Below are 24,374 nucleotides of genomic sequence, written 5' to 3'. Positions count from 1 at the left end.
TTCGGGGTGCCGGAACCCGCGTAATGCCTGGCGGAGACCTCCCTCTCTCCTGTGACGCGACCAGCGTCGACATGAGAAAGGGAGGTCTCCTCATGACTGGGGCGAAGACGGCCGTCGAGTGGCTGGCATCCGTAGCTCCGGATCCGGAGGCCTGCCGCTGGGAATGGGAGCGCAACCCCCTCGGGGTCGCGCTGCTGCCCGCCGGCAAGGCCTGGGACGTACTCATCCTGCCGGGTGAGCTCGGCTATCCCACGCTCGATGTGCTCACCAGGGTCATCGATCAACTGGGCCCGGTACTCGTCGACTTCGGCGACGCACGGATGGGCTTCCTCGTACCGCCCGGCACCGCGAGCCGCTGGCTGGGCACGGGGATCCGTACGGCGGGACTCGGCACCTGGATCGTCGTGCCGTACCCCGGCCGGTCGACCGGCGGAGTCCGCTGGCTGGTACCGCCGGACGGCTCCGGCACCCTCACCGACCCCGCACTCCTCGAACTCGCCATGCACGAGGCGGCGGCGGGCCTGGCGACGGAAGGGGAGGACGGGTGAGCGGTTGAGGTCTTGACAAGCTAATTGGTCTGGACCAAATTGGGCGCGCTCCACCCCTCCAATTCCCCCATGCCCGGAGGCACTTGTGGACCGCACCAGACCCGTCCTCACCATGCTCACGGCCTTGGCCCTGGCCGTGTCCGGATTCACCGCGCTCTCGTCGGCCGCCCGTGCGGCCGACGCGGACCTGGCGAAGAACGGAGGCTTCGAAGCGGGCCTCGACAGCTGGTCCTGTACCGCGAGCAGCGGTACGACGGTCAAGTCGCCCGTGCACGGCGGCAGTTCGGCGTTGCAGGCGACCCCGGCCGGCAACGACTACGCCCAGTGCGCGCAGACGGTGACCGTGCAGCCCAACTCCCAGTACGCGCTCGCCGGTTACGTCCGCGGCAGCTACGTCTACCTCGGCGCGAGCGGCACCGGCACCACCGACGTCTCCACCTGGACCCAATCGGCCCCCGACTGGCAGCAGTTGACGACCAGCTTCCGCACCGGCCCGTCCACCACCAAGGTCACGATCTACACCCACGGCTGGTACGCCACCGGTGCCTACTACGCCGACGACATCTCCCTCACCGGCCCGGCGGTCGACGTAGGACAGCCGCCAACTACCCCGACGGGCCTCGCCGTAGGCTCCGTGACGTCCTCCTCCGTCGCCCTCTCCTGGTCCGCCGTCACCGGCGCCACGAGCTACGCGATCTACCGCGACGGGGTCAAGGTCCAGACGGCGAGCGGCACTTCGGCCAGCGTGAGCGGGCTGTCGGCCGCGACGGCGTACGGCTTCCAGGTCACCGCGGTGAACGACGCGGGCGAGTCCGCGAAGTCGACGGCGGTCACCGCGACGACGTCCACAGGCTCGGGCCCCAGTACCGGCCTGCCCACCCACGCCCTGGTCGGCTACCTCCACGCGAGCTTCGCCAACGGCTCCGGCTACACGCGCCTGGCCGACGTACCCGACAGCTGGGACGTCATCGACCTGGCCTTCGGTGAACCCACCTCCGCCAGCTCGGGCGACATCCGCTTCAACCGCTGCCCGGTCAGCGAGTGCGCGAACGTCGAGAGCGACGCCGACTTCAAGGCGGCCGTCAAGGCCAAACAGGCGGCGGGGAAGAAGGTGCTGATCTCCATAGGCGGCGCCAACGGCCAGGTCCAACTGACCACGACAGCGGCCCGCGACACCTTCGTCTCCTCGGTCTCGAACATCATCGACACCTACGGACTCGACGGCCTCGACATCGACTTCGAGGGCCACTCGCTGTCGCTGGACGCGAGCGACACGAACTTCAAGAGCCCCACAACTCCCGTGGTGGTCAACCTCATCGCGGCCCTGAAGACCCTGAAGGCCAAGTACGGCTCGAAGTTCGTGCTGAGCATGGCGCCCGAGACGTTCTTCGTGCAGATGGGCTACCAGTTCTACGGCACCGGCAAGTTCGGCGGCCAGGACCCGAGGTGCGGGGCGTATCTGCCCGTCATCTACGCCCTCCGCGACGACCTCACCCTGCTCCACGTCCAGGACTACAACTCGGGTCCGATCATGGGCCTCGACAACCAGTACCACACCATGGGCGGCGCCGACTTCCACATCGCGATGACCGACATGCTGCTCACGGGCTTCCCGGTCGCGGGTGACACCACCAACGTATTCCCGGCCCTGCGCCCCGACCAGATCGCCATCGGCATGCCGGCGTCGGTCAACGCGGGCAACGGCTATGTCGCCCCGGCCGAGGTCACCAAGAGCCTGGACTGCCTGACGAAGAAGGTGAGCTGCGGCTCGTACGCGACCCACGGCACCTGGCCGACCCTGCGCGGGCTGATGACCTGGTCGATCAACTGGGACCGGTACTCGAACTGGGAGTTCCAGAAGACGTTCGACGGCTACTTCGGCTGAGGGCCGCTGCGAAAGCGGTCGAGGAAGAGCCACAGCGAGGCGAGCAGCACCGTACCGAGGCACCAACTGGCCACGACGTCCAGTGGCCAGTGGTAGCCCCGGCGGACCAGGCCGAAGCTGACGCCGGCGACCAACAGGGCGCAGGCGATGACCAGTTCGCGGCGGGCGTACGTCGTCCGGAGCCAAGGGAGGAGAACCAAGGCCGAGGCGCCGTAGGCGATCATCGCGGTGGCTGTGTGGCCCGAGGGGTAGTAGCCGGTGCCGGGCGGGACTGCCGGGGTGCCGCCGCGGGCGATCAGTTCCTTGAGGGGGACGACGATCGCCGGGACCAGGGCCATCAGCACGGCCGCCGCGAGGGGTGGCAGCCACCACCGGTTTGTACCTGTGGCACGGGCGCGCCAGCCGACGTAGACGAGAACGACCATGAGGACAGGTACCGCGACCTGGATGTTGCCGAGGTCGGCGAGGAGTTCGGAGGCCCGGTCCGGGTGGACGAGTGCGCGGCTGAGGCGGGTGTCCAGGCGGAGGAGGGGACCGTCGGCCGCTACCTGCCAGGTGATCACCGCGAAGAGCAGCGCGGGAAGGGCGAGAAACAGCCAGAAAAAGGAGGTCGGCCGGCCCGGAACAGGGGGGGTAGTTCCGGGCCGGCCGTCCGGATCGGATCGTCGGCCGCCCCGGGGGGTTTGGGGCGGGCGACGATCCGATCGGTGAGGAGATTCGGAGCCAGAGGCTCCTGTTGTGTGCGCGAGGGCACGACCAGGTCGAAGCTGGGGAGGCCCCGGCCTGAAGTCGCCCACAGTCCCCTGTGGGCGGGGTGTATCTCTCATCTGGGTAGAACCTACGGCAGTGGCTGCGGGTACGACAGGCGGAATCGCGTCCCGTCATGCACCCCGCACACCTTCTTCACACGGCCTGACGCCCGCCGCCCCCGCCTGTGAATCGCTGTGGACGGAACGGGTGGGGCGGTTGAGGCGTATGAGGCTCAACTCCTGTGCGGGAGCTGGGAGTTGCGTGTGGCTGGGAGGTACGGGCGGGGGTGGCTCAGATACGTGCGAACGCCTGCTCGATGATGTCGAGCCCCTCGCTCAGCAGGTCCTCCCCCATGACCAGCGGAGGCAGGAAGCGCAACACGTTGCCGTAGGTGCCACAGGTCAGGACCAGCAGCCCCTCCTGGTGGCACGCCTTGGCGAGCGCGGCCGTCGCCTCCGGGTTCGGCTCCTTGGTCGTACGGTCCTTGACGAGCTCGATGGCGATCATCGCGCCGCGCCCGCGCACGTCGCCGATGATGTCGAACTTCTCCGCCATGGCCCCGAGCCGGACCTTCATGACCGACTCGATGTTCTTGGCCTTGGCGTTGAGGTCCAGCTCCTTCATGGTCTCGATCGCACCGAGCGCACCGGCACAGGCGACGGGGTTGCCGCCGTAGGTACCACCCAGCCCACCGGCGTGCGCGGCGTCCATGATCTCGGCACGCCCGGTGACGGCGGCGAGCGGCAGCCCGCCCGCGATGCCCTTGGCGGTGGTGATCAGATCGGGCACAACCCCCTCGTCCTCACACGCGAACCACTGCCCCGTACGGCAGAACCCGGACTGGATCTCGTCGGCGACGAAGACGATCCCGTTGGCCTTGGCGAACTCGCTCAGCGCCGGCAGGAAGCCCTTCGCCGGCTCGATGAAGCCGCCCTCGCCGAGGACCGGCTCGATGATGATCGCGGCGACGTTGTCCGCGCCGATCTGCTTGTTGATCATGTCGATGGCCTGCGCGGAGGCCTCGGCACCGGCGTTGTCCGGACCGGTCGGCCAGCGGTAGCCGTAGGCGACCGGGACGCGGTACACCTCGGGCGCGAACGGCCCGAAGCCGTTCTTGTACGGCATGTTCTTCGAGGTCAGCGCCATGGTGAGGTTGGTCCGGCCGTGGTACCCGTGGTCGAACACGACGACGGCCTGCCGCTTGGTGTACGCACGTGCGATCTTGACCGCGTTCTCGACGGCCTCGGCGCCGGAGTTGAACAGTGCGGACTTCTTGGCGTGGTCACCCGGGGTCAGCTCGGCCAGCGCCTCCGCGACCTCCACGTACCCCTCGTACGGCGTGACCATGAAACAGGTGTGGGTGAAGTCGGCGAGCTGCGCGCTCGCCCGGCGTACGACGGCCTCGGCGGACGCGCCGACGCTCGTCACGGCGATACCGGAACCGAAGTCGATGAACCGGTTCCCGTCGACGTCCTCGATGATCCCGCCGCCCGCGCGCGCGGTGAACACGGGCAGCACGGAGCCCACACCGGCCGCGACCGCGGCGGTACGGCGGGCCTGCAGCTCCTGCGACTTCGGGCCGGGGATGGCGGTGAGAACGCGGCGCTCCTGCGGAAGTGCGGTCATGAGGGGCTCCTGGGGTGGTGCGGACGCTTTTCTTCTTTCTTCCTTTCTCGCAGGCTAGGGCGGGTGGCCGGGGGTGGGCATGCTCCATGTGGGCGGTGTCGGGGGTGGGGGTTGTCCGTCGTGGCCAGTGCCGTTGTCGAGGGGATCGGTACGGGCCCGGCCGCGTAAACGGTGAACTCCCCTTCCAGGCGCGTTAGATTGACTCGCTGACGGTGGATGGAACGGCTGGTCAGGGGGCAAGGTCGATGGACAGCGACGGGACGCAGGACGCGCGACACACACAGGCCAATCCTGTGCCGCGTCCGGCGCGGCCGCCGGAGGTACCGGCCATGCCGCCGCGGCCTGCGCGGACACCGGGCTCGACGCCCGCGCCCGAACAGCCGCCGCGGTTCAACCCGGCCGTCGCCGACTGGCTGAACGAGCCCCGGCCGGCCGCCGCACCCGGGATCTGGCGCTACGGATACCGCCCGCCCAAGGCCGACCGCTCATCGACGCGGCTCTCCCCGGTCGCGATCCTCGGGCTGCTGGTCCCCCTGGTGGTGGCGCTGATCGTGTGGTCCTTCTGGCGCCACGGCGCCGTTCCGTACCAATGGGTCGTGCTCAAGCTGTTCACCCCGAACGACTGGTGGTGGGCCGGCACCACATCCCCCAAGAACTTCAGGGGCACCGAGGCCATCAGCGTCTACGACGGTGTCTTCTTCGCCCTGCTCGTCTACACCGTCATCCGGCTGGGCGGTTGGCTCGACGTCGCCCGCCATGTCATCGGCAGCCGTCCACAGCCGGCTCGCGCACTGCTGGCGGCCATCGGCGGCCTTGTCACGCTGAGCTTCGTGTTCCCCAAGGCGTTCGGCGTCGGCTGGAACGCCCTGCCCGTCCAGGACCCGCTGTTCTCTCTCCTGACCCTGATCACCGGGGGCTACGAGATCTTCCAGTCGGTGCTGCTCATCGACTTCCTGTACGCCCTCATCACCGCCCTGGTCCTGTGGCCCTTCGCCCGCCTCGGCGGCTGGTGGGCACTCGCGAAGGAACGACTCGCCGCGCGCGCCGACACGGGGGACGACGGCTCCCAGCCGGTGCCCGCCGCGCTGCCGCCCGCCCAGTGGCCCGCGCTGCGGGAGGCCGGCCAGCACGAGGCCGCCGAACTTCTCACCGCCGAAGTACTGATGGGCCGTATGAACGACGTGGACTGCGTCCGGATCGGGCACGCGTGGGAAACCGCCCGCAGGGAAGCACAGCTGGCGGCCTTCAGCGACACGGTGCTGCGCAAGGGAGCGGCGGCCTGGGTCCACCCGTCCGGAGTCCGGGACCTGGCCGGCCGTGCCGCACGGCACGACCTCCTCGAAGGGCAGGTGCGCATCGGACAGTGGACGGCCGGGGAACGTACGCCGTCGGCCTACCGCGGCGCGGGCACGGCACTCGGCCCCGACGCACTCGGCACCTCGCTCCTAGTCGTGGGGCCGTCCGGCTCCGGCAAGACCAAGCACGTGGTCGCCCCGGTCGTCGAGTCCCTGGCTCTGCGGGCGCTGACCGGACAGTGTGCCGTCGTCGCGGTCTGCGCGGCCGGCACCCCGCTCGGCCCGGACTCGGCGTACGACGTCGTGGTGCGGATCGGAGACCCCGCCTCCGTCTACGACCTGGATCCCTACGCCGACAGCGCCGACCCCGACGCGGCCGCCGCGTTCCTCGCCGAGGGACTGGTCGGAGACCTCGACACCGTCGGCGCCCAACGGGCCACGACCGCACTCGCCCAACTGCTCGGGCCGTATCGGGCGGTGCACGGCACCTTCCCGTCCCTGCCCGTGCTGCGGGAACTCCTCGAAGGCGAGCCGTCGGCGCTCGCCGCCCTGCGCCAGGCGCTGTCGGCGCCGGAGCACGCAGGCCTGCGCCGCGACCTCGACGCCCGGGCCCGTCAGACCGGTGCCGCAGCCGACCCCGGACCGGTGCTCGCCGACCGGCTCGCGCTGTTGGACCGGCCCGTGTTCGCCGACTTCTTCGGCACCGGCGACGCGGCCGTCCGGCCGTTCTCGCTGCGTGCCGTCGCCCATCACCCCCTGAGGGTCCGGATCGACGTGCCGGCTCACGGGCACGAGGAGGCCTCCCGGCTGATCACCCGGCTGGTCCTGGCCCAGTTCGACCATGTCGTGCACGACACCGGCCGCCGGCACTTCGCCTGTCTCGTCCTCGACGACGCGACCGGGACGGTGACCGCCGAGTCCGTTCGGCGCATGCAGCGTCTGCGCTCCCAGAACGCGGGCGTGGTCCTCGCCCTGCGCACCCTGGGCGACGTCCCCGAGGCGCTGCACGGACCGCTGCACGGCGCCGTCGGCTGCCGGATGGCCTTCTCCGGCGTCACGACCTGGGACGGCAGCCGCTTCGCGCACGCCTGGGGCACGGAGTGGGTGGAGACCCGGGACGTGGCCCAGCACACCGTCTTCGCGGACCAGCCGATGACCCGGGCCATCCACGCCCTGCGCAAGCTGGTGACGGGCCGGGCGGTGACGACGGAGGCCGTGACCGTACGGCAGGTCGAGCGGGAGCGGTGGTCCGCGTCCCAGCTCGCGCACGAGGTGCCGCCGGGGCACGCGGTGCTGTCCCTCACGACGGTGGAGGGGAAGCACACTCCGCCATCACTGGTGGATCTGCGAGCCCCAGCCCGCTGAACCGGACATACAGATACGCACCCACCATACGGTGAGGCAGAATCGGCACAGGCAGTTCATACGTGACGGCCAAAAGATCGACATGATCGCCAGTTCTTCCTCCACCTGAAGGCACCATGCCCCCCACGCTCGCCTCCCTCGTCCACCACTCCGCGCTCAAGCTCACCGTGCGCGCGGGTGAGGACCGGCTGGACGTGCCCGTCCGCTGGGCGCATGTGAGTGAGCTGGCGGACCCGGTGCCGTACATGGAGGGCGGGGAGCTGCTGCTGACGACCGCGTTGAAGCTGGACGCGGAGGACGCGAAGGCCATGCGGCGCTATGTGAAGCGGCTGGTGGGCGCGGGAGTCGTCGGGCTGGGGTTCGCCGTCGGGGTCAACTACGACGAGATCCCGAAGGTGCTGGTCGACACGGCCCAGGAGGAAGGGCTGCCGTTGCTCGAAGTGCCCCGCCGCACCCCGTTCATCGCGATCAGCAAGGCCGTCTCCGCGGCGATCGCCGCCGACCAGTACCGCTCCGTCACCGCCGGCTTCGCCGCCCAGCGCGAACTCACCAAGCAGGCCCTCACCGACGGCCCCGAGGGACTCCTCGCCGCCCTCGCCGCACAGGTCGACGGATGGGCCGCGCTCTACGACGCGTCCGGCGCCGTCGTCGCCACCGCACCGGAGTGGGCGGGCCGTCGCGCCGCCCGGCTCACGGCGGACGTGGAGCGGTTGCGGGACCGGCCCGCGCCGGCCTCGTCCGTCGTCGGCGGGCCGGACAACGAGGACCGTGTCGAACTGCACACCCTCGGCACCGGCCGCCGCCCGCGCGCCGCACTCGCCGTAGGAACCGCGTCCGCGCTCGGGACGGCGGAGCGGTATGCCGTGCACTCCGCGATCGCGCTCCTGACCCTCACCACGGAACGCTCGCGGTCCCTGCAGGCCGCCCACGAGCGGATCGGGGCGGCGGTGCTGCGGCTGCTGCTCGCCGGGCACCCGGACCACGCGCGGGCGGTCGCCGGGGACCTGTACGGCGGGCTCCTCGACGCGCCGTTCCGGATCATCGTGGGGGAGTCGGGGGAGTTGCCGGACAGTGACCCCTTGGACGGGCTCGCCGAGGCCGTCGAATCCGCTGCGGCGCGGTCCGGGGAAGCTGTGCTCGTCGTACCGGAAGGGCCGGAACGGCTGGTCGTGCTGGCCGTCGACGGCGGTGCCGCGGTCGAGGCGTGCGGGGAGTACGCGGCGACGCGGGAGGGCGAGCGGGCCTCTTCGAGCACCGGGGAGCGCACCGGTGATGAGGACGACCTGGTCGTGGGGCTCTCCGCTCCGGCCGGGCCCATCGCCGCCGCGGCCGCCTACAAGCAGGCCGAGCAGGCGTTGTCCGTGGCGCGGAGGCGGGGGCGGGTGCTCGTCGAGCACGAGCAGCTGGCCGCCGGGTCCGTGCTGCCGTTGCTCGCCGATGACGCGGTGCGCGCGTTCGCGGACGGGTTGCTACGGCCGCTGGCCGAGCACGACGCCACCGGGCGCGGGGATCTTGTCGCCTCGCTGCGGGCGTGGCTCTCCCGGCACGGGCAGTGGGACGCGGCGGCCGCCGACCTCGGGGTGCACCGGCACACCTTGCGGTACCGGATGCGGCGGGTCGAGGAGATCCTCGGGCGGTCGCTGGACGATCCGGACGTACGGATGGAGTTGTGGCTCTCGTTGAAGGCGACGGCCGCGGCGGAGTAGGCGGCACGGCATCTGCCGAACTGGAGTGTCTCCGCCCGGCACTGCTACGGCTCGGACAAACGCGCCCCCGCTTCCCCGCACCTACCGTTGACCAGAAGCATCGAGAAGCACCGAGTAACACCTAGAACAAGCACCCCCAACGCGGAAGGGCCGGCACACGCAATGCCCAACGAAACTGTGGCAGTCACCCACGCCTTCTGGCTCGCCGGCCGCCAGGCCACCGGCGAGGACACCTTCGACGTCACCTCACCCTGGGACGGACGCCTCGTCGGCAAGGTCAGCGTGCCGACCGACGCCCAGGTCGAGGAGGCGGTGGCCGCCGCCCACGCCGTACGGGACGAGTTCGCCGCGACCCCCGCCCACGTCCGCGCCGCCGCCCTCGACCACGTCAGCAGGCGTCTCGTCGAGCGCACCGAGGAGATCGCGCGGCTCATCTCCGCCGAGAACGGCAAGCCGATCAAGTGGGCACGTGGTGAGGTCGGCCGCGCGGTGTCCGTGTTCCGGTTCGCCGCGGAGGAGGCCCGGCGGTTCAACGGCGGCGAGGCCCAGCGCCTCGACACCGACGCCGGCGGCCAGGGCCGGCTCGCCCTCACCCGGCGCTTCCCGAAGGGTGCCGTCCTCGGTATCGCGCCCTTCAACTTCCCGCTGAACCTCTGCGCCCACAAGATCGCCCCCGCGATCGCGGCCGGCGTGCCGATCATCCTCAAGCCCGCCCCGGCCACCCCGCTCTCCGGCCTGATCATCGGCGACCTGCTCGCCGAGTCCGAGCTGCCCACCGGTTCGTGGAGCGTCCTGCCGGTCGCCAACGACCACATGCCCGCCCTCGTCCAGGACGAGCGGCTGCCGGTGATCTCCTTCACCGGTTCGGAGAAGGTCGGCTACGCGATCATGGACTCGGTGCCGCGCAAGCACTGCACCCTGGAGCTGGGCGGCAACGGCGCGGCCGTCGTCCTCGGGGACTACGCCTCCGACGCCGACCTCGACTGGGCCGCGACCCGCATCGCCACCTTCTCGAACTACCAGGGCGGCCAGTCCTGCATCTCCGTGCAGCGGGTCATCGCGGACGCGGCCGTCTACGACCGGCTGCTCCCGCGCATAGTCGCCGCCGTCGAGGCCCAGGTCACCGGCGACCCGAGCGACGACAAGACCGACGTCGGGCCGCTGGTCAGCGAGGCCGCCGCGCAGCGCGTCGAGTCGTGGGTCCAGGAGGCCGTCGAGGCGGGCGCCACCCTCCTCACCGGCGGCAAGCGCGACGGCGCCTCGTACGCGCCGACCGTCCTCACCGACGTACCGGCGGACACGACGATCTCCTGCGAGGAGGTCTTCGGACCGGTGCTGACCGTGACGAAGGTGGACGGCGAGGCCGCCGCCTTCGCCGCCGCCAACGACTCCAAGTACGGCCTCCAGGCAGGGGTGTTCACCCACGACGTGCAGGTCGCCTTCCGCGCCCACCGCGCGCTCGAAGTCGGCGGTGTCGTGATCGGCGACGTTCCGTCCTACCGCGCCGACCAGATGCCCTACGGCGGCGCCAAGCAGTCCGGCGTCGGCCGCGAGGGCGTCAAGTTCGCGATGGACGACTACACCTACGAGCGGGTGCTGGTGCTCACGGGCCTCGCGCTCTGACCGGGCTCGGGACGGGAGGGATCGCTCTGACCGTTCTCTCACCCAACGGCTCTAGCTAATGGGATCCATTTTCATATAGTCTCCTCGAAGGGGCCCGGCACCGATGCCTTCCGGTGCCGGGCCCCTTCTCAGCCGTCGGCTGCCTCCGGACCCTCAGCCCGAGAAGCCGACATGAGCGAGCCGCAGTGGGCCGCGCAGCTTCAGGTGCACGTCGTGCACGCCCTCGGCGACGATCCCGGCACCGAGCGTGGTGTAGCCGTACGGGCCTGACGTCGGCGCGGACAGGGCGAGTCGGGCGAGCGCCGGGCCACCGTCCAGGGACAGTTCTACGACGCCCTCGCCCGCAACCTCCACGGTCACCTCCGTGACACCGGCGCCGAAGTCGCAGTGCCAGTAGGTCAGTTCGGCCGTTCCGCCCTGTGCCGGGGTCACCGCGTCGCCCGCCACCTTCGTCCGGTCGACGATCTCGCCGCCCGACTGCTCGTCGAAGTCGGCCGCGTCCAGGCCGCGTTGGAGGAGAGGGCGGGGTGCTGCGGGCTCGCCGTCGAGCGTCACCGTCGTACGGAGACGGATGTCCTCGCTGGAGGCGCCGAGGAGGAGTTCGTACGGACCCGGTTCGAGGCGGTGGCCACCCCGCGCCACGTCCCAGAACCCGAAGGCGGACAGCGGGACTTCGAAGGACAGCACCGCCGCCTCGCCCGGCGCGAGGGTCACGCGGCGGTGGGCGGCCAGTTCGCGGCGCGGACGCGCGACCGACGGGTCCGTGGCGCGGGTGTACAGCTGCGCGACCTCGTCGGCCGTCACGTCGCCCGTGTTGGTGACCGTGAACTGCACGTGCACCGCGTCGAGTTCGACCTGGGCCCTGAGGCCGCCGTACACGAAGGACGCGTACGACAGGCCGTGGCCGAAGGGGAAGAGAGGGGTGCCCTCGAAGTAGAGGTAGGTCTGGCGTCCGCCGATCACGTCGTAGTCGAGGAGGCCGGGCAGGTCGGTGTCGGACGCGTACCAGGTCTGGGGGAGGCGGCCGGCGGGGGAGACGTCGCCTGCGAGGACGCGGGCCAGGGCGGTGCCCGCCGCCTGGCCGCCGTGAGCGGTCCACAGGATCGCGGGGAGTCCGGCCGGGTCGACCGTGTACGGGTACGCGGAGACCAGCGCCAGGACGGTCTTCGGGTTGGCGGTGCGGGCCGCGCGCAGGAGGCGTTCCTGGTGGGCGGGGAGGCGGAGTGTCGTACGGTCCTCGGTCTCGCGGCCGTTGATGTGCGGGTCGTTGCCCGCGACCACGAGCACCACGTCCGCCGCCTCCGCGACCCGGGCCACCGCGTCCTCGCCGCGCTCGGCGACCACCACCTCGAAGACTTCCGCGCCCTTTTCGGCAACCTTCACGCCGTCGGCGGCGACAGAGACGTGGCGACCCGTACCGATGTGCAGCAGGAGGTGACCGTTCTCGTGGGGTTCCAGACGGAATGTCTCCTGGACGACCCAGCCTCCGGGCTGGTCGGCGGAGGCGCGGACGTAGCCGTCCTCGGCGACCGAGAGGTAGCGGCCGTCGGGGGCGCGGAGGGTGAGGACGCCCTCGCCCCAGTCGACGAGGGCGAGTTCGGTGCCGGTGTCGTCCGTGGTGAGGGGCGGGAGGTCGGTGCGGCCCGCGAGGAGAGCCGGGTCCAACGCGCCCTCGGCTCCGCGTACTTCGTCTTCCGCGTCCGCCAACGGGACGTGCAGGAAGGCGCCTTGGGAGGTGCGCAGCCGGACGCGGTCCACGCCCTCCGCGAACTCGACGCGCTCGGCGCCGAACCGCTCGTACAGGCCCTCCAGCGGAGTGGAGCGGTGGATCAACGTGCCGCTGTACCAGTCGAGTTTGCACTCGTCCGCGAGCAGACCGATGACGGCGAGGCGCGTGTCGTGGGCGAGGGGCAGCAGATCGTCGTCGTTCTTCAGGAGAACCACCGCCTGTTCGGCGGCCTCCTGGGCGAGGGCCCGGTGCGCCGGGGTGTCGAAGTCCTTGATGTCGGCGTGCGGGTCCTGCGCCGGGTCGAACTCGCCGAGCCGGAACCGCACCGAGAGCTGACGGCGGACCGCCGCGTCGACGTCCGCCTCCGTCAACAGGCCCTGGTCCAGGGCACCTTGAACCCGCGCCACGATCGTCGAACCGTCCGTGCCGTGATCGGTGAAGCTGTCCACGCCGGAGAGCAGCGAGGCGGCCGTCGCCTCCTCGTGGGTGTCGAAGTAGTGCTCGGAGTCGACCAGGTTGGAGGGCGCGCCCGCGTCCGAGCAGACCAGCAGGTCCTCGTCGGTCCAGGTGCGCAGCTGCTCGCGGAGGTAGGGCGAGACGTGGTTGGGGCGGCCGTTGACCAGGTTGTACGCGGGCATCACCCCGGCCACCGCGCCCGCCTCGACCGTCTCGCGGAACGCGCGCAGGTCGTACTCGTGCAGCACGCGCGGGCGCACCGAGGACGACGAGATGTCCCGGCCCGTCTCGTTGTTGTGTGCCAGCCAGTGCTTGAGGACGGGGGCCGTGCGCCAGTACGTCGGGTGGTCGCCGCGCAGGCCCCGCGTGTACGCGGTGGCGATCGCCGAGGTCAGCTTCGGGTCCTCCGAGTAGCCCTCCTCGTTACGGCCCCACAACGGATGGCGCAGCAGGTTCACCGTCGGGGACCACACGTTGAGGCCGACGCGGTCGTCGCGGGCCCGCATCGCGCGGACCTCCTTGGACACCGCGTCGCCGACCCGGCGTACGAGATCCTCGTTCCAGGTCGCGCCCAGGCCGACCGCCTGCGGGAAGACCGTCGCCGGGCCCATCCACGCGACGCCGTGCAGGGCCTCCTGGCCGGTGCGGAACGCGGCGACGCCCAGACGCGCCACGGCGGGCGAGTACTGGTGCAGGAAGCCGACCTTCTCGTCGAGGGTGAGCCGCGCCAGCAGGTCGTCGATGCGCTTCGCGAACGGCAGGTGCGGATCGCGGAAAGGCGGCGTAGGCGGCGTTTGTGCGGTCACGTGGGGTTCCCCTTGCGATGGAGCGGCGCGGCTCTTTCGAAGCGCTTCGATGCTGATTCGATGCGGGGCAGGTGTCAAGAGACCTTCACCGTTATTTCAAGCAGCACATACGGACAGGTCATGCCCCGCACCTCCGAGGAATCTTGGGAGCGACCCTTGTGCACCCTTGGGTGTTCACTTAACCTCGCAGCAACATCGAAGCGCTTCGACTAAGTGCTCTGTTCCACTCAAGACACCGCAGCCGACGGCTCCACCGCCGGGTGTCCTGGTGCGCCATGAAGGGTTGACGCAATGACGCCGAACGCCTCCGCCGCCTCCGCTCCCAGCCGGAGAAGCTTCCTCGCCTCCACGGCGGTCGCCGCCGTCGCGGTAGCGGGAGGGGTACCGCTGCTCTCCGCCTGCGGGGCCTCGGACAGCGGGTCGGGCGGGGGCAGTTCGGAGGGCAAGGGCGTCAAGAAGCTGCTGCCGGCGTACGTGGCCAGCAACGTGGTGAGCCCCGACATCCCGGCGAAGAACGGCTCCGCGCTCGGTTTCACCGCCAAGCTCGACCTCGCCACCCTGAAGACCTCGGTGCCGAAGAAGCTCGGCAAGGGCAGCAAGGTCTCCATCATGTCGCCGTTCTGGGGCTCCCCGCCGAAGAGCGACAACGCCTACTACAAGGCGATGAACGCTCTGATCGGCGTCGACGTGGCCTGGCAGAACCAGGATGGCAACACCTACGACCAGAAGCTCGGCGCGGTCCTCGCCTCCAGCGACATCCCCGACATCGTGGTCGTCCCCAGCTGGAACATGGGCGGCAAGATACCCAGCGCCATCATCGGCAAGTTCGCCGACCTCGGCCCCTACCTCTCCGGCGACAAGGTCAAGGACTACCCGAACCTCGCGGCGATCCCCACCGACGCCTGGCAGCGCTGCATCTTCGGCGGCAAGCTGCGCGGACTGCCGATGCCGTCCTCGTACGTCCCCAACATCGTGCCGCTCTACCGCAAGGACATCTTCGACAAGGAGGGGTACGAAGTCCCCACCTCCGCCGATGAGTTCATGGCCCTGGCCAAGGAGATCACCAACGCCAAGGCCAAGCGGTGGGCCTGCCTGGACATGAAGTGGACCGCCTTCAACGCGTGGGGCGTGCTCTCCGGCAGCGAGAAGTCGCTCGGCTGGAACCTCGTCGACGGCAAGCTGGTCAACCGCGTCGAGACACCGGAGTACCTCGAAGCGCTGGAGTGGACCCGCAAGCTGTTCGCCGCCGGATACGTGCACCCCGACGCCAAGTTGGGCAAGAGCGCCGCCACCGACCCGGGCCCCAAGTTCGCCGCCGGCGAGTTCCTCATCTACAACCAGGACATCTCGCAGTGGTGGAGCCGCACCGCCGAACAGGCCACCCAGAACCCGGACTACAAGATCTGGGGCATGGACATCTTCGGCCACGACGGTGGCGACCCGACCCTCTGGGCCGGATCACCGGCCGGCATCTTCGCCTTCATCAGCAAGAAGGCCTCCGAGTCCGTCATCCATGACGCGCTGGCCGTCGCCAACGTCACCGCCGCGCCGTACGGCACCAAGGAGTACATGCTCACCAACTACGGCGTGGAAGGCACCCATTACACCGTCAAGAACGGTGTCCCCACCAAGACCGACCAGGGCAACAACGAGGTCATCAACGCCTACGTCATGGTCGCCAGCCCCGCCGCCACCATCGCCCACCCCGACTTCCCCGAGGTCGCCAAGGCGCAGGTCGAGTGGCAGCAGCGGATGGGCGCCTTCACAAAGAAGTCGAGCTTCTACGGCCAGCAGATCACCGAGCCGAGCCGTTACACCAACCTCTCCAACGACTTCGAGCAGCTGGAGGACGACATCGTCCGCGGCCGCAAGAAGATCAGCGACATGCAGCAGGCCGTCTCCGACTGGAAGAGCAAGGGCGGCGACCAACTCCGCGCCTGGTACCAGAAGTTGCTCGACGACAACGGCACGGCGGCGAGCTGACCGGGTACCGAGGCAAGGAGAACGGCCGTGTCCCACAGCACGGTGCCTCGGAGCAGGACCGAGGCCGACACGACAGGGAAGACCCCGGTGGCGTCCGGCGGCGCCACCGGCTCCCGGCAGAACAGGCCCAAGGCGAAGGTGAGTTGGCGCATCAGGTTCCGACGCGACCGCGTCCTGCTCCTGATGACCCTGCCGGCCGTCCTGCTCATCCTGGTCTTCAACTACCTGCCGATCCTCGGCAACATCGTCGCCTTCGAGGACTACGACCCCTACGTCAGCGACAACGGCATCGTCTCGATGCTGCACAGCCCCTGGGTCGGCCTGGAGAACTTCCAGCAGATCTTCGCGGACTCCGCCTTCTGGGGCGCCGTACAGAACACGCTCGTCCTGTTCTTCCTCCAGCTCATCCTGTTCTTCCCGATCCCGATCCTGCTCGCGCTGCTCATCAACAGCGTGGTCAGGCCCCGGGTCCGGGCGCTCTCCCAGGCGATCCTCTACCTCCCGCACTTCTTCTCCTGGGTGCTGGTCATCGCCGTCTTCCAGCAACTCCTGGGCGGGGCGGGCCTGTTCTCGCAACTCCTGCGGCAACACGGCTTCGACGGCCTCGACGTCATGACCGACCCCAACACGTTCAAGTTCCTCATCACCGCGCAGAGCGTGTGGAAGGACGCGGGCTGGGGGATCATCGTCTTCCTCGCCGCACTGTCCTCCGTCAGCCCCGATCTGTACGAGGCCGCCGCGATGGACGGCGCGGGGCGGTGGCGCCGGATGTGGCACGTCACGCTGCCGGCACTCCGACCCGTGATCGCGCTGCTGCTGGTGCTGCGCGTCGGTGACGCGCTGACCGTCGGTTTCGAGCAGATTCTGCTCCAACGCGACGCCGTGGGGCCGGGAGCGGCGGAGGTCCTCGACACCTTCGTCTGGTGGAACGGCGTCCGCAACCAGGACTTCGGCTACGCGGCCGCCGCCGGACTCGTCAAGGGCGTGATCAGCCTCGGGCTGGTCCTCGCCGCGAACAAAGTGGCCCACCTCATGGGCGAGCAGGGGGTGTACAAGAAGTGACCGCCGTCATCGACCAACCCGTCGAGCCGTCCAGGTCCGCCAAGTCCGTACGGCCGCCCGGGCGTTGGGCCGCGCCGCCCCGGCCTACCTGGGAGGAGGAACCAGGCAAGGTCGGCCTCGCCGGCAAGGGGCTCGTCCTCACCCTCGCCTGTCTCGCCATCCTCTTCCCGCTCTGGATCGTCCTCGTCACCAGCCTCTCCTCACGCAAGACCATCGACCAGGCCGGCGGGCTCGTCATGGTGCCCAAGGGCATCACCTTCGTCGCCTACAAGGAACTCCTCAGCGGCGGCCAGGTCACCCGCGCGGCGATCATCAGCGTCCTCATCACCGTCGTCGGCACGGCGTTCTCCATGGCGGTGTCCGTCCTCTGTGCGTACGGGCTCTCGCGTATCGGGTCGCTCGGACACCGGTGGATCCTGATGATGATGCTGGCGACGATGTTCTTCAGCGCCGGGCTCATTCCGACGTACTTGTTGGTGCAGTCGCTCGGCCTGACCGACAGTTATCTCGCGTTGATCCTGCCCAGTGCGCTCAGTGTCTTCAACATCCTTGTGCTGCGCGGGTTCTTCATGGGGATCTCGCAGGAACTCATCGACAGTGCGCGGATCGATGGTGCCGGTGACTTCCGGATTCTGTGGGTCATCGTCATGCCGTTGTCGCGTGCGGTGCTGGCTGTCATCACGTTGTTCTATGCCGTGGGGTATTGGAGCGCCTGGTTCAACGCGTCGCTGTATCTGAACGACCAGGACATGATGCCGTTGCAGAACGTCATGATCCAGCTGGTGCAGAAGCAGGAGGCTCCGGTGGGGCTTGGGCAGGCGATCAAGACGGGGGAGCTGTCCGGGCTTGCCGTTCAGATGGCGGTCATGGTGATGGCGTTGTTGCCGGTGGCTGTGCTTTCGCCGTTTGTGCAGCGGCATTTCAAGAAGGGGATGCTTACGGGCGCCGTTAAGGGCTGAATCGGTTGCTTTTTGTCTGCGGGTGCGTGGGGGCTGGTCGCGCAGTTCCCCGCGCCCCTTAAAAGAACTCCCCTCACCGTTTCTCTGTAGAACGAGGTGTGTCATGCGCGCGTCCGAAATGAGCCGGCGTGCCGTTCTGGCGAGTACTGCAGTCGCCGCCGCGCTCACCGCGGTGCCGGCCCTCGCAACGCGGGCGCAGGCGGCGGAAGCGACCACAGCCACCCCTTCCTACCGCTGGCGCAACGCCGTCATCGGCGGTACCGGATTCGTCACCGGTGTTCTCTTCCACCCCTCCGTCCGCGGTCTCGCCTACGCCCGTACCGACATAGGCGGCGCCTACCGCTGGGACGACCGTGTCGCCCGCTGGACCCCCCTCACCGATCAACTCGGTTGGGACGACTGGAACTTGCTCGGTGTGGAGGCGCTCGCCGTCGACCCCAGGCATCCGGACCGGCTGTACCTCGCCGTCGGCACGTATGCCCAGTCCTGGGCGAGCAACGGGGCGGTCCTCCGCTCCGAGGACCGGGGCGCCACCTGGACCCGCACCGACCTCACCGTGAAGCTCGGCGGCAACGAGGACGGACGGGGCGCCGGAGAGCGGTTGCTCGTGGACCCGCGGGACAGTGACACCTTGTGGCTCGGCACCCGGCATGGCGGGTTGCTCAAGTCGACCGACCGGGGCGCCAGTTGGGCGGCCGTCAGCGGCTTCCCGGCGGCCGCCAGTCAGAGTGGCCAGGGCGTCACCTTCCTCGTCGCCGTCGGGCGTGCCGTCTACGCCGGGTGGGGTGACGGCGACGGAAGCGCTACTGCCGTCAACCTCTACCGCACCACCGACGGCACCACCTGGACCGCCGTCCCCGCGCAGCCCACCGGCACCTCCGCCAAGGTTCCGATCCGGGCCGCGTACGACGCACGTGCCCGTGAGCTGTACGTGACGTACGCCGACGCCCCCGGGCCCAACGGCCAGTCCACCGGCGGTGTGCACAAGTTGGCCGTCGCGAGCGGGACTTGGACGGACGTGACGCCGGTCGTGCCGGGCGGGACCACTTCCGACGGGTCCAGTGACACCTTCGGCTATGGCGGCGTCGCCGTCGACGCCCGGCGCGCCGGCACCGTCGTCGTCTCCACCAACAACCGCTGGGCGGCCGTCGACACCCTGTACCGGACCACCGACGGCGGCCGTACCTGGACGTCCCTCAAGGACGCTGCTGTCTTCGACGTGTCCGAGACTCCTTTCCTCAAGTGGGGTGCGGACCAGCCGAAGTTCGGCTGGTGGATCCAGGCCGTGGCCGTCGACCCGTACGACTCGAAGCACGTCGTCTACGGCACCGGCGCCACGCTCTACGGCACGCGTGACCTCACGCACTGGGCGCCGCGGATCCGTGGCCTGGAGGAGACGTCCGTGAGACAGCTGATCTCGCCCCCGGTCGGGGAGGCGCACTTGATCAGCGCCTCGGGGGACATCGGCGTGATGTACCACGAGCGGCTCACGGCGTCTCCGTCGCGCGGCATGGCGACGAACCCCGTGTTCGGGTCGGCGACCGGGATCGCGCAGGCCGCGGGCAGGCCGTCGTACGTCGTCCGTACGGGCTTCGGCGACCACGGCAACGGTGCGTACTCCCGTGACGGCGGGCGGAGCTGGGCGCCCTTCGCTGCCCAGCCCGACATCGCCGGGGACTCACCGGGGCCGATCGCCACCAGCGCCGACGGCAGTACGCTGCTGTGGTCCTTCGTGCACTGGGACGGCACGAAGTACCCAGCTCACCGCTCGGCGGACAACGGCACGACCTGGACCGAGGTCTCCTCCTTCCCGAAGGGCGCCACGCCGGTCGCCGACCCGGCCGACCCGACGCTCTTCTACGCATACGACACCGACACAGGAACGCTATACGCCAGCACTGACAGTGGCCGTTCGTTCGCGGAGCGTGCGGGTGGACTGCCTGCCGGCGACAGTCAGTTCCAGCTGGTCGCGGCGCCGGGGCGGTCCGGTGACCTGTGGCTGAGCGTCAAGTGGAACGGGCTCTACCGGTCCCTCGACGGGGGCGTCAGCTTCTCGAAGGTCGACAGCTGCTGGGCCTCGTACACCCTTGGTTTCGGCAGACCCGCCCCCGGCGCGGACTACCCGGCGATCTATCAGGTCGGCTCCACCGAGACCATCACCGCCGTCTACCGCTCCGACGACGGGGCGAAGACCTGGGTGCGTATCAACGACGACCAGCACCAGTGGGGTTGGACCGGGCAGGCCATCACCGGCGACCCGCGCGTCCACGGCCGCGTGTACCTCGCCACCAACGGGCGCGGCATCCAGTACGGGGAGCAGATCTGATGCCTCGGCTCGGCGATGCCACCCGCGGGCGCATCCTCTTCGGCGGTGACTACAACCCCGAGCAGTGGCCCGAGGAGACCTGGCACGAGGACGTCCGGCTGATGAAGGACGCCGGCGTCAACTCCGTCACCCTCGGCGTCTTCTCCTGGGCCAGGCTCGAACCCGAGCCGGGGGCACGGGAGTTCGGCTGGCTCGACCGGCTGATGGATCTGATGCACGGCAGCGGGATCGGCGTCGTCCTCGCCACGCCCACCTCCTCACCGCCCCCGTGGCTCGGCCGCCTCCACCCGGAGACCCTGCCCCGCGACGCCGACGGCCGGATCGAATGGTGGGGCGGGCGGCAGCACTTCTCGCACTCCAGCGCCGTCTACCGCAGCCACGCCGCCGCCATCACCGAGGCCCTGGCCGCCCGTTACGGCGGCCACCCCGCGCTCACCATGTGGCACATCAACAACGAGTACTGCACCTTCGACTACGGCGACGAGGCCGCCGTCGCCTTCCGATGCTGGCTGCGCGCGAAGTACGGCACGCTCGACGCCCTCAACTCGGCCTGGGGGACGGCCTTTTGGAGCCAGGGTTACGACACCTGGGACGGCATCCTGCCCCCGCGTCACGCCCACTACCTCAACAACCCCACCCATGTGCTCGACTTCCGGCGCTTCACCTCCGACATGCTGCTGGAGTGCTACACCGCCGAGCGCGACATCGTCCGCCGGCACACCCCGCACATCCCGGTCACCACCAACTTCATGCCGTTGTGGGTGGGGCAGGACGGCTGGCGCTGGTCCGAGGAGGAGGACGTCGTCTCGGTCGATCTGTATCCCGATCCGCGTGACCCCCTCGGTGCCCAAAGTGCCGCTCTGGTCCAGGACTTGACCCGTTCGCAGGCGCGCGGTCCCTGGATGCTCATGGAGCAGGCCGCCGGACCGGTCAACTGGCGCGGGGTGAACCACCCGAAGCCGCGCGGCCTCAACCGCCTCTGGTCCCTCCAGGCCGTGGCCCGCGGCGCCGACGCCGTCTGCTACTTCCAGTGGCGTCAATCCCGGCAGGGCGCCGAGAAGTTCCACTCCGGGATGCTCAGTCACGCGGGGGAGCGGGGCCGCACCTTCCAGGAGGTGAAGCGGCTCGGAGCCGAACTCGCCCGGATCGGTAGTGAGGTGACGGGCACTCACATCACCGCCGACATCGCGATTTTGCATGACTGGAACGCCTGGTGGGCGGGCGCGCAGGACGGGCGTCTCTCCACCGAGGTCGACCACCCGGAAGTCCTCCGCGCCTGGCACCGCGCCCTCTGGGAGTCCCACCTCACCACCGACTTCGCCCACCCCGAACACGACCTGTCCGCCTACAAGTTGGTCGTCGTGCCGCAGCTCTACCTCCTCACGGACACCGCGATCGACAACCTCCTCGCGTACGTCCGAGGCGGCGGCACCCTCGTCTCCGGCTTCCTCACCGGCATCGCCGACGAGGACGACCGCGTACGCCCCGGCGGTATGGACGCCCGACTCCGCGAACTGTTCGGCATCCGCACCCTGCACGAGTGGTGGCCACTGGACGCGGGGGAGACGGTGGAGTGCGAGGGCCTTCGCGGGACGCTGTGGTCCGAGGAGATCGAGCCGGTGGACGAGGGCGTCGACGAGGTGATTCCGTACAAGGGCGGAGAGCTGGACGGTCTGCCCGCCGTCCTGCGTAAGGGCAGCTCCTGGTACGTCTCGACGCTCCCGGAAGCGCACGCGCTCCGCGCCCTGCTCGACCGGGTGGCAGCCGAGGCGGGCGTCCGACCGGTGCTCGCCGGGCTTCCGTCGGGCATCGAGGCCGTACGGCGCGGGGAACTGCTGTTCCTCCTGAATCACAGCCGCGAACCAGTCACCGTCGAACTCTTTGGCACTCACCACGACGTGCTCACCGACACGACCGCCGAGGGCGAGATCACCCTCGGCCGTTACGGTGCGGCAGTGTTGCGCCCATGACCAGCGAACCCGCACCGGCCGGCCCTCCGACCCCCGCCCCCGCACACGCCACCTGGGAGCCCCTCCCCGCCACCCGCTGGGAGGACGCCTTTCTCAGCGGCAACGGCCACCACGGCGTCCTCGTGTTCGGTGATCCGAACGACGACCGCGTCATCGTCACCCACCACACCCTCGTCCGCCCGAACGGCGCCGAACACGCCAGGCCGCCCCACCTCGCCGCCGAACTCCCCGCACTCCGGGCCCGGTTGCTCGCCGGCGACCTCACAGCCGCCGAGGAGTTCACAGACGACCGCCCGCTCCAGTGGGTGCAGCCGTTCCACCCGGCCTTCCAGCTACGGCTGCGCAGACCGTCCGGCGCGGCCGGGCGCGACTACCGCCGTACCGTCGACTTCACCACCGGCGAGGTCGCCGCCCGCTGCGACGAGTGGCGCAGCCGCGTCTTCGTCTCCCGGGCCGACGACGTGGTCGTCCAGCACATCACCGCCCCCGACCTCACCCTCGACCTCGCCCAGGACCACCAACTCCCGGGTGCGCCAACAGGGTTGGGCGTCGGCCACGGCACGCTCCTCACCTCAGACGGCGCCGTTCTCACTCTCCGCGTCCGCTATCCCGACAGTGATCGCGCGTGCACCGGAGTCACCCTCGCCGTGGTCACCGGCGGCACAACACGGCTCACCTCGGCGGGAGTTCGGATCGCCGGGGCCAGTGAGGTCCTTCTCCTCACCCGAGTACGGCGCCATACCGGCGAGCTGGACGTCGTAGAAGAGACCCGGGCCCTGCGGGAACTGATCGACGAGGGGCAGTCCTACGACGCCCTCCTCGACCGCCACCTCGTCCTCCATCGCACGGCCTACGCCCGCGTCACCCTCGATCTCCACGCCGACGACGCCGAACGCGTCCTCCCCGGGAGTGAGTTGCTGAAGCGGACCCACAGCCCCGCCCTCCTCGAACGGCTCTTCGCGGCCGGCCGGTACCACCTGCTCTCCTCCAGCGGACTGTTGCCGCCCCGGCTCACCGGACTGTGGACCGGCGACTGGAACACGGCCTGGTCGGGGGCGTTCACCAACGACGCGAACCTCAACCTCCAGACCGCCTGCGCCGCGAGCGCCGCGCTCCCCGAAGTCACCGATGCCCTCGCCTCCTTGATTCACCGTCAGCTCGGAGACTGGCGGGAGAACGCCCGTGCCGTCTTCGGCGCCAGGGGTGTCGTCGCGCCCGCGCACACCGACGGGGAGTCCGGGCTGTCGTACCACTTCAGCCGTGAGTACCCGCTGCACCTGTGGACCACCGGGGCGGACTGGCTGCTCAAGCCGCTCGTCGACCACGACGAGACGCGTGGCGCGCGCGATCCGCGTACCGCCGCCGTACTGGCCGAAGTCGCCCTGTTCTACGAGGACTTCCTCACGGCTGAACAGACCGACGCGACCGGACCCGGCACCGGCCGCGCCGGTCAACTGGTCGTCGTCCCCTCCTACTCACCCGAGAACCGTCCCGCGAACGCCAACGCCAGTTGGGGCGCGATCAACGCGGCGATGGATCTCTCCGCCGCCCGGCACGCACTCCACACGGCCGCCGCCTACCACCCGGGCACGCCCGAGGCCCTCCGATGGCTGGCCCTCGCCGACCGGCTGCCCCCGCACCGGGTCAACTCCGAAGGCGCGCTCGCCGAATGGGCCTGGCCGGGACTCGACGACACCTACGACCACCGTCACCTCAGTCATCTCTACGGTGTGTGGCCGCTCGACGAGATCAACCCGTACGACACCCCGCGGCTCGCCGCCGCCGCGCACCGCGCGCTCCAACTCCGGGGCGCCGAGAACGACTCCGCCCACGGGCACCTCCATCACGCGCTCGTCGCGGCCCGGCTCCGGGACGGTGAGCGGGTCGCGCACGCCCTCGGGCAGGTGCTCGACGGCGACTTCTTCCACGCCTCGCTCATGAGCGCGCACTACCCGAACCGCGACGTCTACAACGCGGACGCCGCGCACACCCTGCCCGGCGTGCTCGTCGAGGCGCTCGTGCAGTCCACCCCGGACCGGCTGGTCCTGCTGCCCGCACTCCCGGCGGCGTATCCGCACGGTCAACTCACCGGCGTACGCACGAGGTTCGGGGCGGAGGTCGATCTGAGCTGGACGCCCCACTCCGCCACGGCGCTGATCCGGCCGTCCCGAACTCACCGCGTCGAACTCCGGACTTCCTCCGGCACGGAGCCGCTCGACCTCGTGGCCGGAGAAGACCGCGTCCTCACCCTGGGGGCGCGGTAGCCACTCGCACCTCCCCCCACC

General features: G+C 70.0%; 14 protein-coding genes. 11 read left to right on the top strand and 3 right to left on the bottom strand.

Annotated features, from left to right (window positions below):
• Positions 1-92 precede the first annotated feature (92 nt).
• On the top strand, positions 93-548 hold the full coding sequence (locus ACGFY9_RS46590) for a hypothetical protein (RefSeq protein ID WP_365309969.1): 456 nt from the start codon (positions 93-95) through the stop codon (positions 546-548).
• A gap of 112 nt (positions 549-660) precedes the next feature.
• On the top strand, positions 661-2,433 hold the full coding sequence (locus tag ACGFY9_RS46585) for a chitinase (protein ID WP_393764895.1): 1,773 nt from the start codon (positions 661-663) through the stop codon (positions 2,431-2,433).
• Here the strand turns inward: ACGFY9_RS46585 and ACGFY9_RS46580 are convergent.
• Positions 2,421-2,996, bottom strand: a complete 576-nt coding sequence (locus ACGFY9_RS46580) for a phosphatase PAP2 family protein (protein ID WP_393764880.1) — start codon at positions 2,994-2,996, stop codon at positions 2,421-2,423. The genes ACGFY9_RS46585 and ACGFY9_RS46580 overlap by 13 nt on opposite strands.
• Before the next feature lie 478 nt (positions 2,997-3,474).
• Complete coding sequence (gabT, locus tag ACGFY9_RS46575) at positions 3,475-4,809, bottom strand: 4-aminobutyrate--2-oxoglutarate transaminase (protein ID WP_393764878.1); 1,335 nt, start codon at positions 4,807-4,809, stop codon at positions 3,475-3,477.
• Between the two features lie 245 nt (positions 4,810-5,054).
• Between gabT and ACGFY9_RS46570 the strand changes: the two genes are divergently transcribed.
• The 3 genes from ACGFY9_RS46570 to ACGFY9_RS46560 all read left to right on the top strand — a co-directional run bounded on the left by ACGFY9_RS46570 (position 5,055) and on the right by ACGFY9_RS46560 (position 10,798).
• On the top strand, positions 5,055-7,469 hold the full coding sequence (locus ACGFY9_RS46570) for an ATP/GTP-binding protein (protein ID WP_393764876.1): 2,415 nt from the start codon (positions 5,055-5,057) through the stop codon (positions 7,467-7,469).
• A 116-nt stretch (positions 7,470-7,585) separates the two neighbouring features.
• Positions 7,586-9,175: a PucR family transcriptional regulator gene (locus tag ACGFY9_RS46565; RefSeq protein ID WP_393764874.1), complete on the top strand. Its 1,590-nt coding sequence runs from the start codon at positions 7,586-7,588 to the stop codon at positions 9,173-9,175.
• A 177-nt stretch (positions 9,176-9,352) separates the two neighbouring features.
• On the top strand, positions 9,353-10,798 hold the full coding sequence (locus tag ACGFY9_RS46560) for an aldehyde dehydrogenase family protein (RefSeq protein WP_393764893.1): 1,446 nt from the start codon (positions 9,353-9,355) through the stop codon (positions 10,796-10,798).
• A gap of 153 nt (positions 10,799-10,951) precedes the next feature.
• Here the strand turns inward: ACGFY9_RS46560 and ACGFY9_RS46555 are convergent, their stop codons facing one another.
• Positions 10,952-13,789, bottom strand: coding sequence for a glycoside hydrolase family 3 C-terminal domain-containing protein (locus ACGFY9_RS46555; RefSeq protein ID WP_393764872.1), 2,838 nt, complete (start codon positions 13,787-13,789; stop codon positions 10,952-10,954).
• A 291-nt stretch (positions 13,790-14,080) separates the two neighbouring features.
• Here ACGFY9_RS46555 and ACGFY9_RS46550 point away from each other — a divergent pair, with 291 nt between their 5' ends.
• From ACGFY9_RS46550 to ACGFY9_RS46525, 6 genes are all read left to right on the top strand, one after another.
• Complete coding sequence (locus tag ACGFY9_RS46550; protein ID WP_393764870.1) at positions 14,081-15,772, top strand: extracellular solute-binding protein; 1,692 nt, start codon at positions 14,081-14,083, stop codon at positions 15,770-15,772.
• Between the two features lie 27 nt (positions 15,773-15,799).
• Complete coding sequence (locus tag ACGFY9_RS46545; protein ID WP_393764868.1) at positions 15,800-16,834, top strand: ABC transporter permease; 1,035 nt, start codon at positions 15,800-15,802, stop codon at positions 16,832-16,834.
• Positions 16,831-17,793, top strand: a complete 963-nt coding sequence (locus ACGFY9_RS46540) for a carbohydrate ABC transporter permease (RefSeq protein ID WP_393764866.1) — start codon at positions 16,831-16,833, stop codon at positions 17,791-17,793. Before ACGFY9_RS46545 ends, ACGFY9_RS46540 begins: the two co-directional genes overlap by 4 nt.
• A 103-nt stretch (positions 17,794-17,896) precedes the next feature.
• Positions 17,897-20,119 (top strand): 1,4-beta-glucanase, encoded by a 2,223-nt coding sequence (locus tag ACGFY9_RS46535; protein WP_393764864.1) that lies wholly within the window; start codon positions 17,897-17,899, stop codon positions 20,117-20,119.
• The gene (locus ACGFY9_RS46530) at positions 20,119-22,089 is read left to right on the top strand and encodes a beta-galactosidase (RefSeq protein WP_393764862.1); all 1,971 of its coding nucleotides are present in this window, start codon (positions 20,119-20,121) and stop codon (positions 22,087-22,089) included. The genes ACGFY9_RS46535 and ACGFY9_RS46530 overlap by 1 nt, the downstream gene beginning before the upstream one ends.
• Positions 22,086-24,353 (top strand): glycoside hydrolase N-terminal domain-containing protein, encoded by a 2,268-nt coding sequence (locus tag ACGFY9_RS46525; RefSeq protein WP_393764860.1) that lies wholly within the window; start codon positions 22,086-22,088, stop codon positions 24,351-24,353. The genes ACGFY9_RS46530 and ACGFY9_RS46525 overlap by 4 nt, the downstream gene beginning before the upstream one ends.
• Positions 24,354-24,374: the final 21 nt, after the last annotated feature.

The organism is Streptomyces sp. NPDC048504 (assembly GCF_043200035.1).
Taxonomy (GTDB): domain Bacteria; phylum Actinomycetota; class Actinomycetes; order Streptomycetales; family Streptomycetaceae; genus Streptomyces.
The sequence above is the reverse complement of the archived record's forward strand: the minus strand, read 5'-3'. Positions and strand labels throughout refer to the sequence as shown.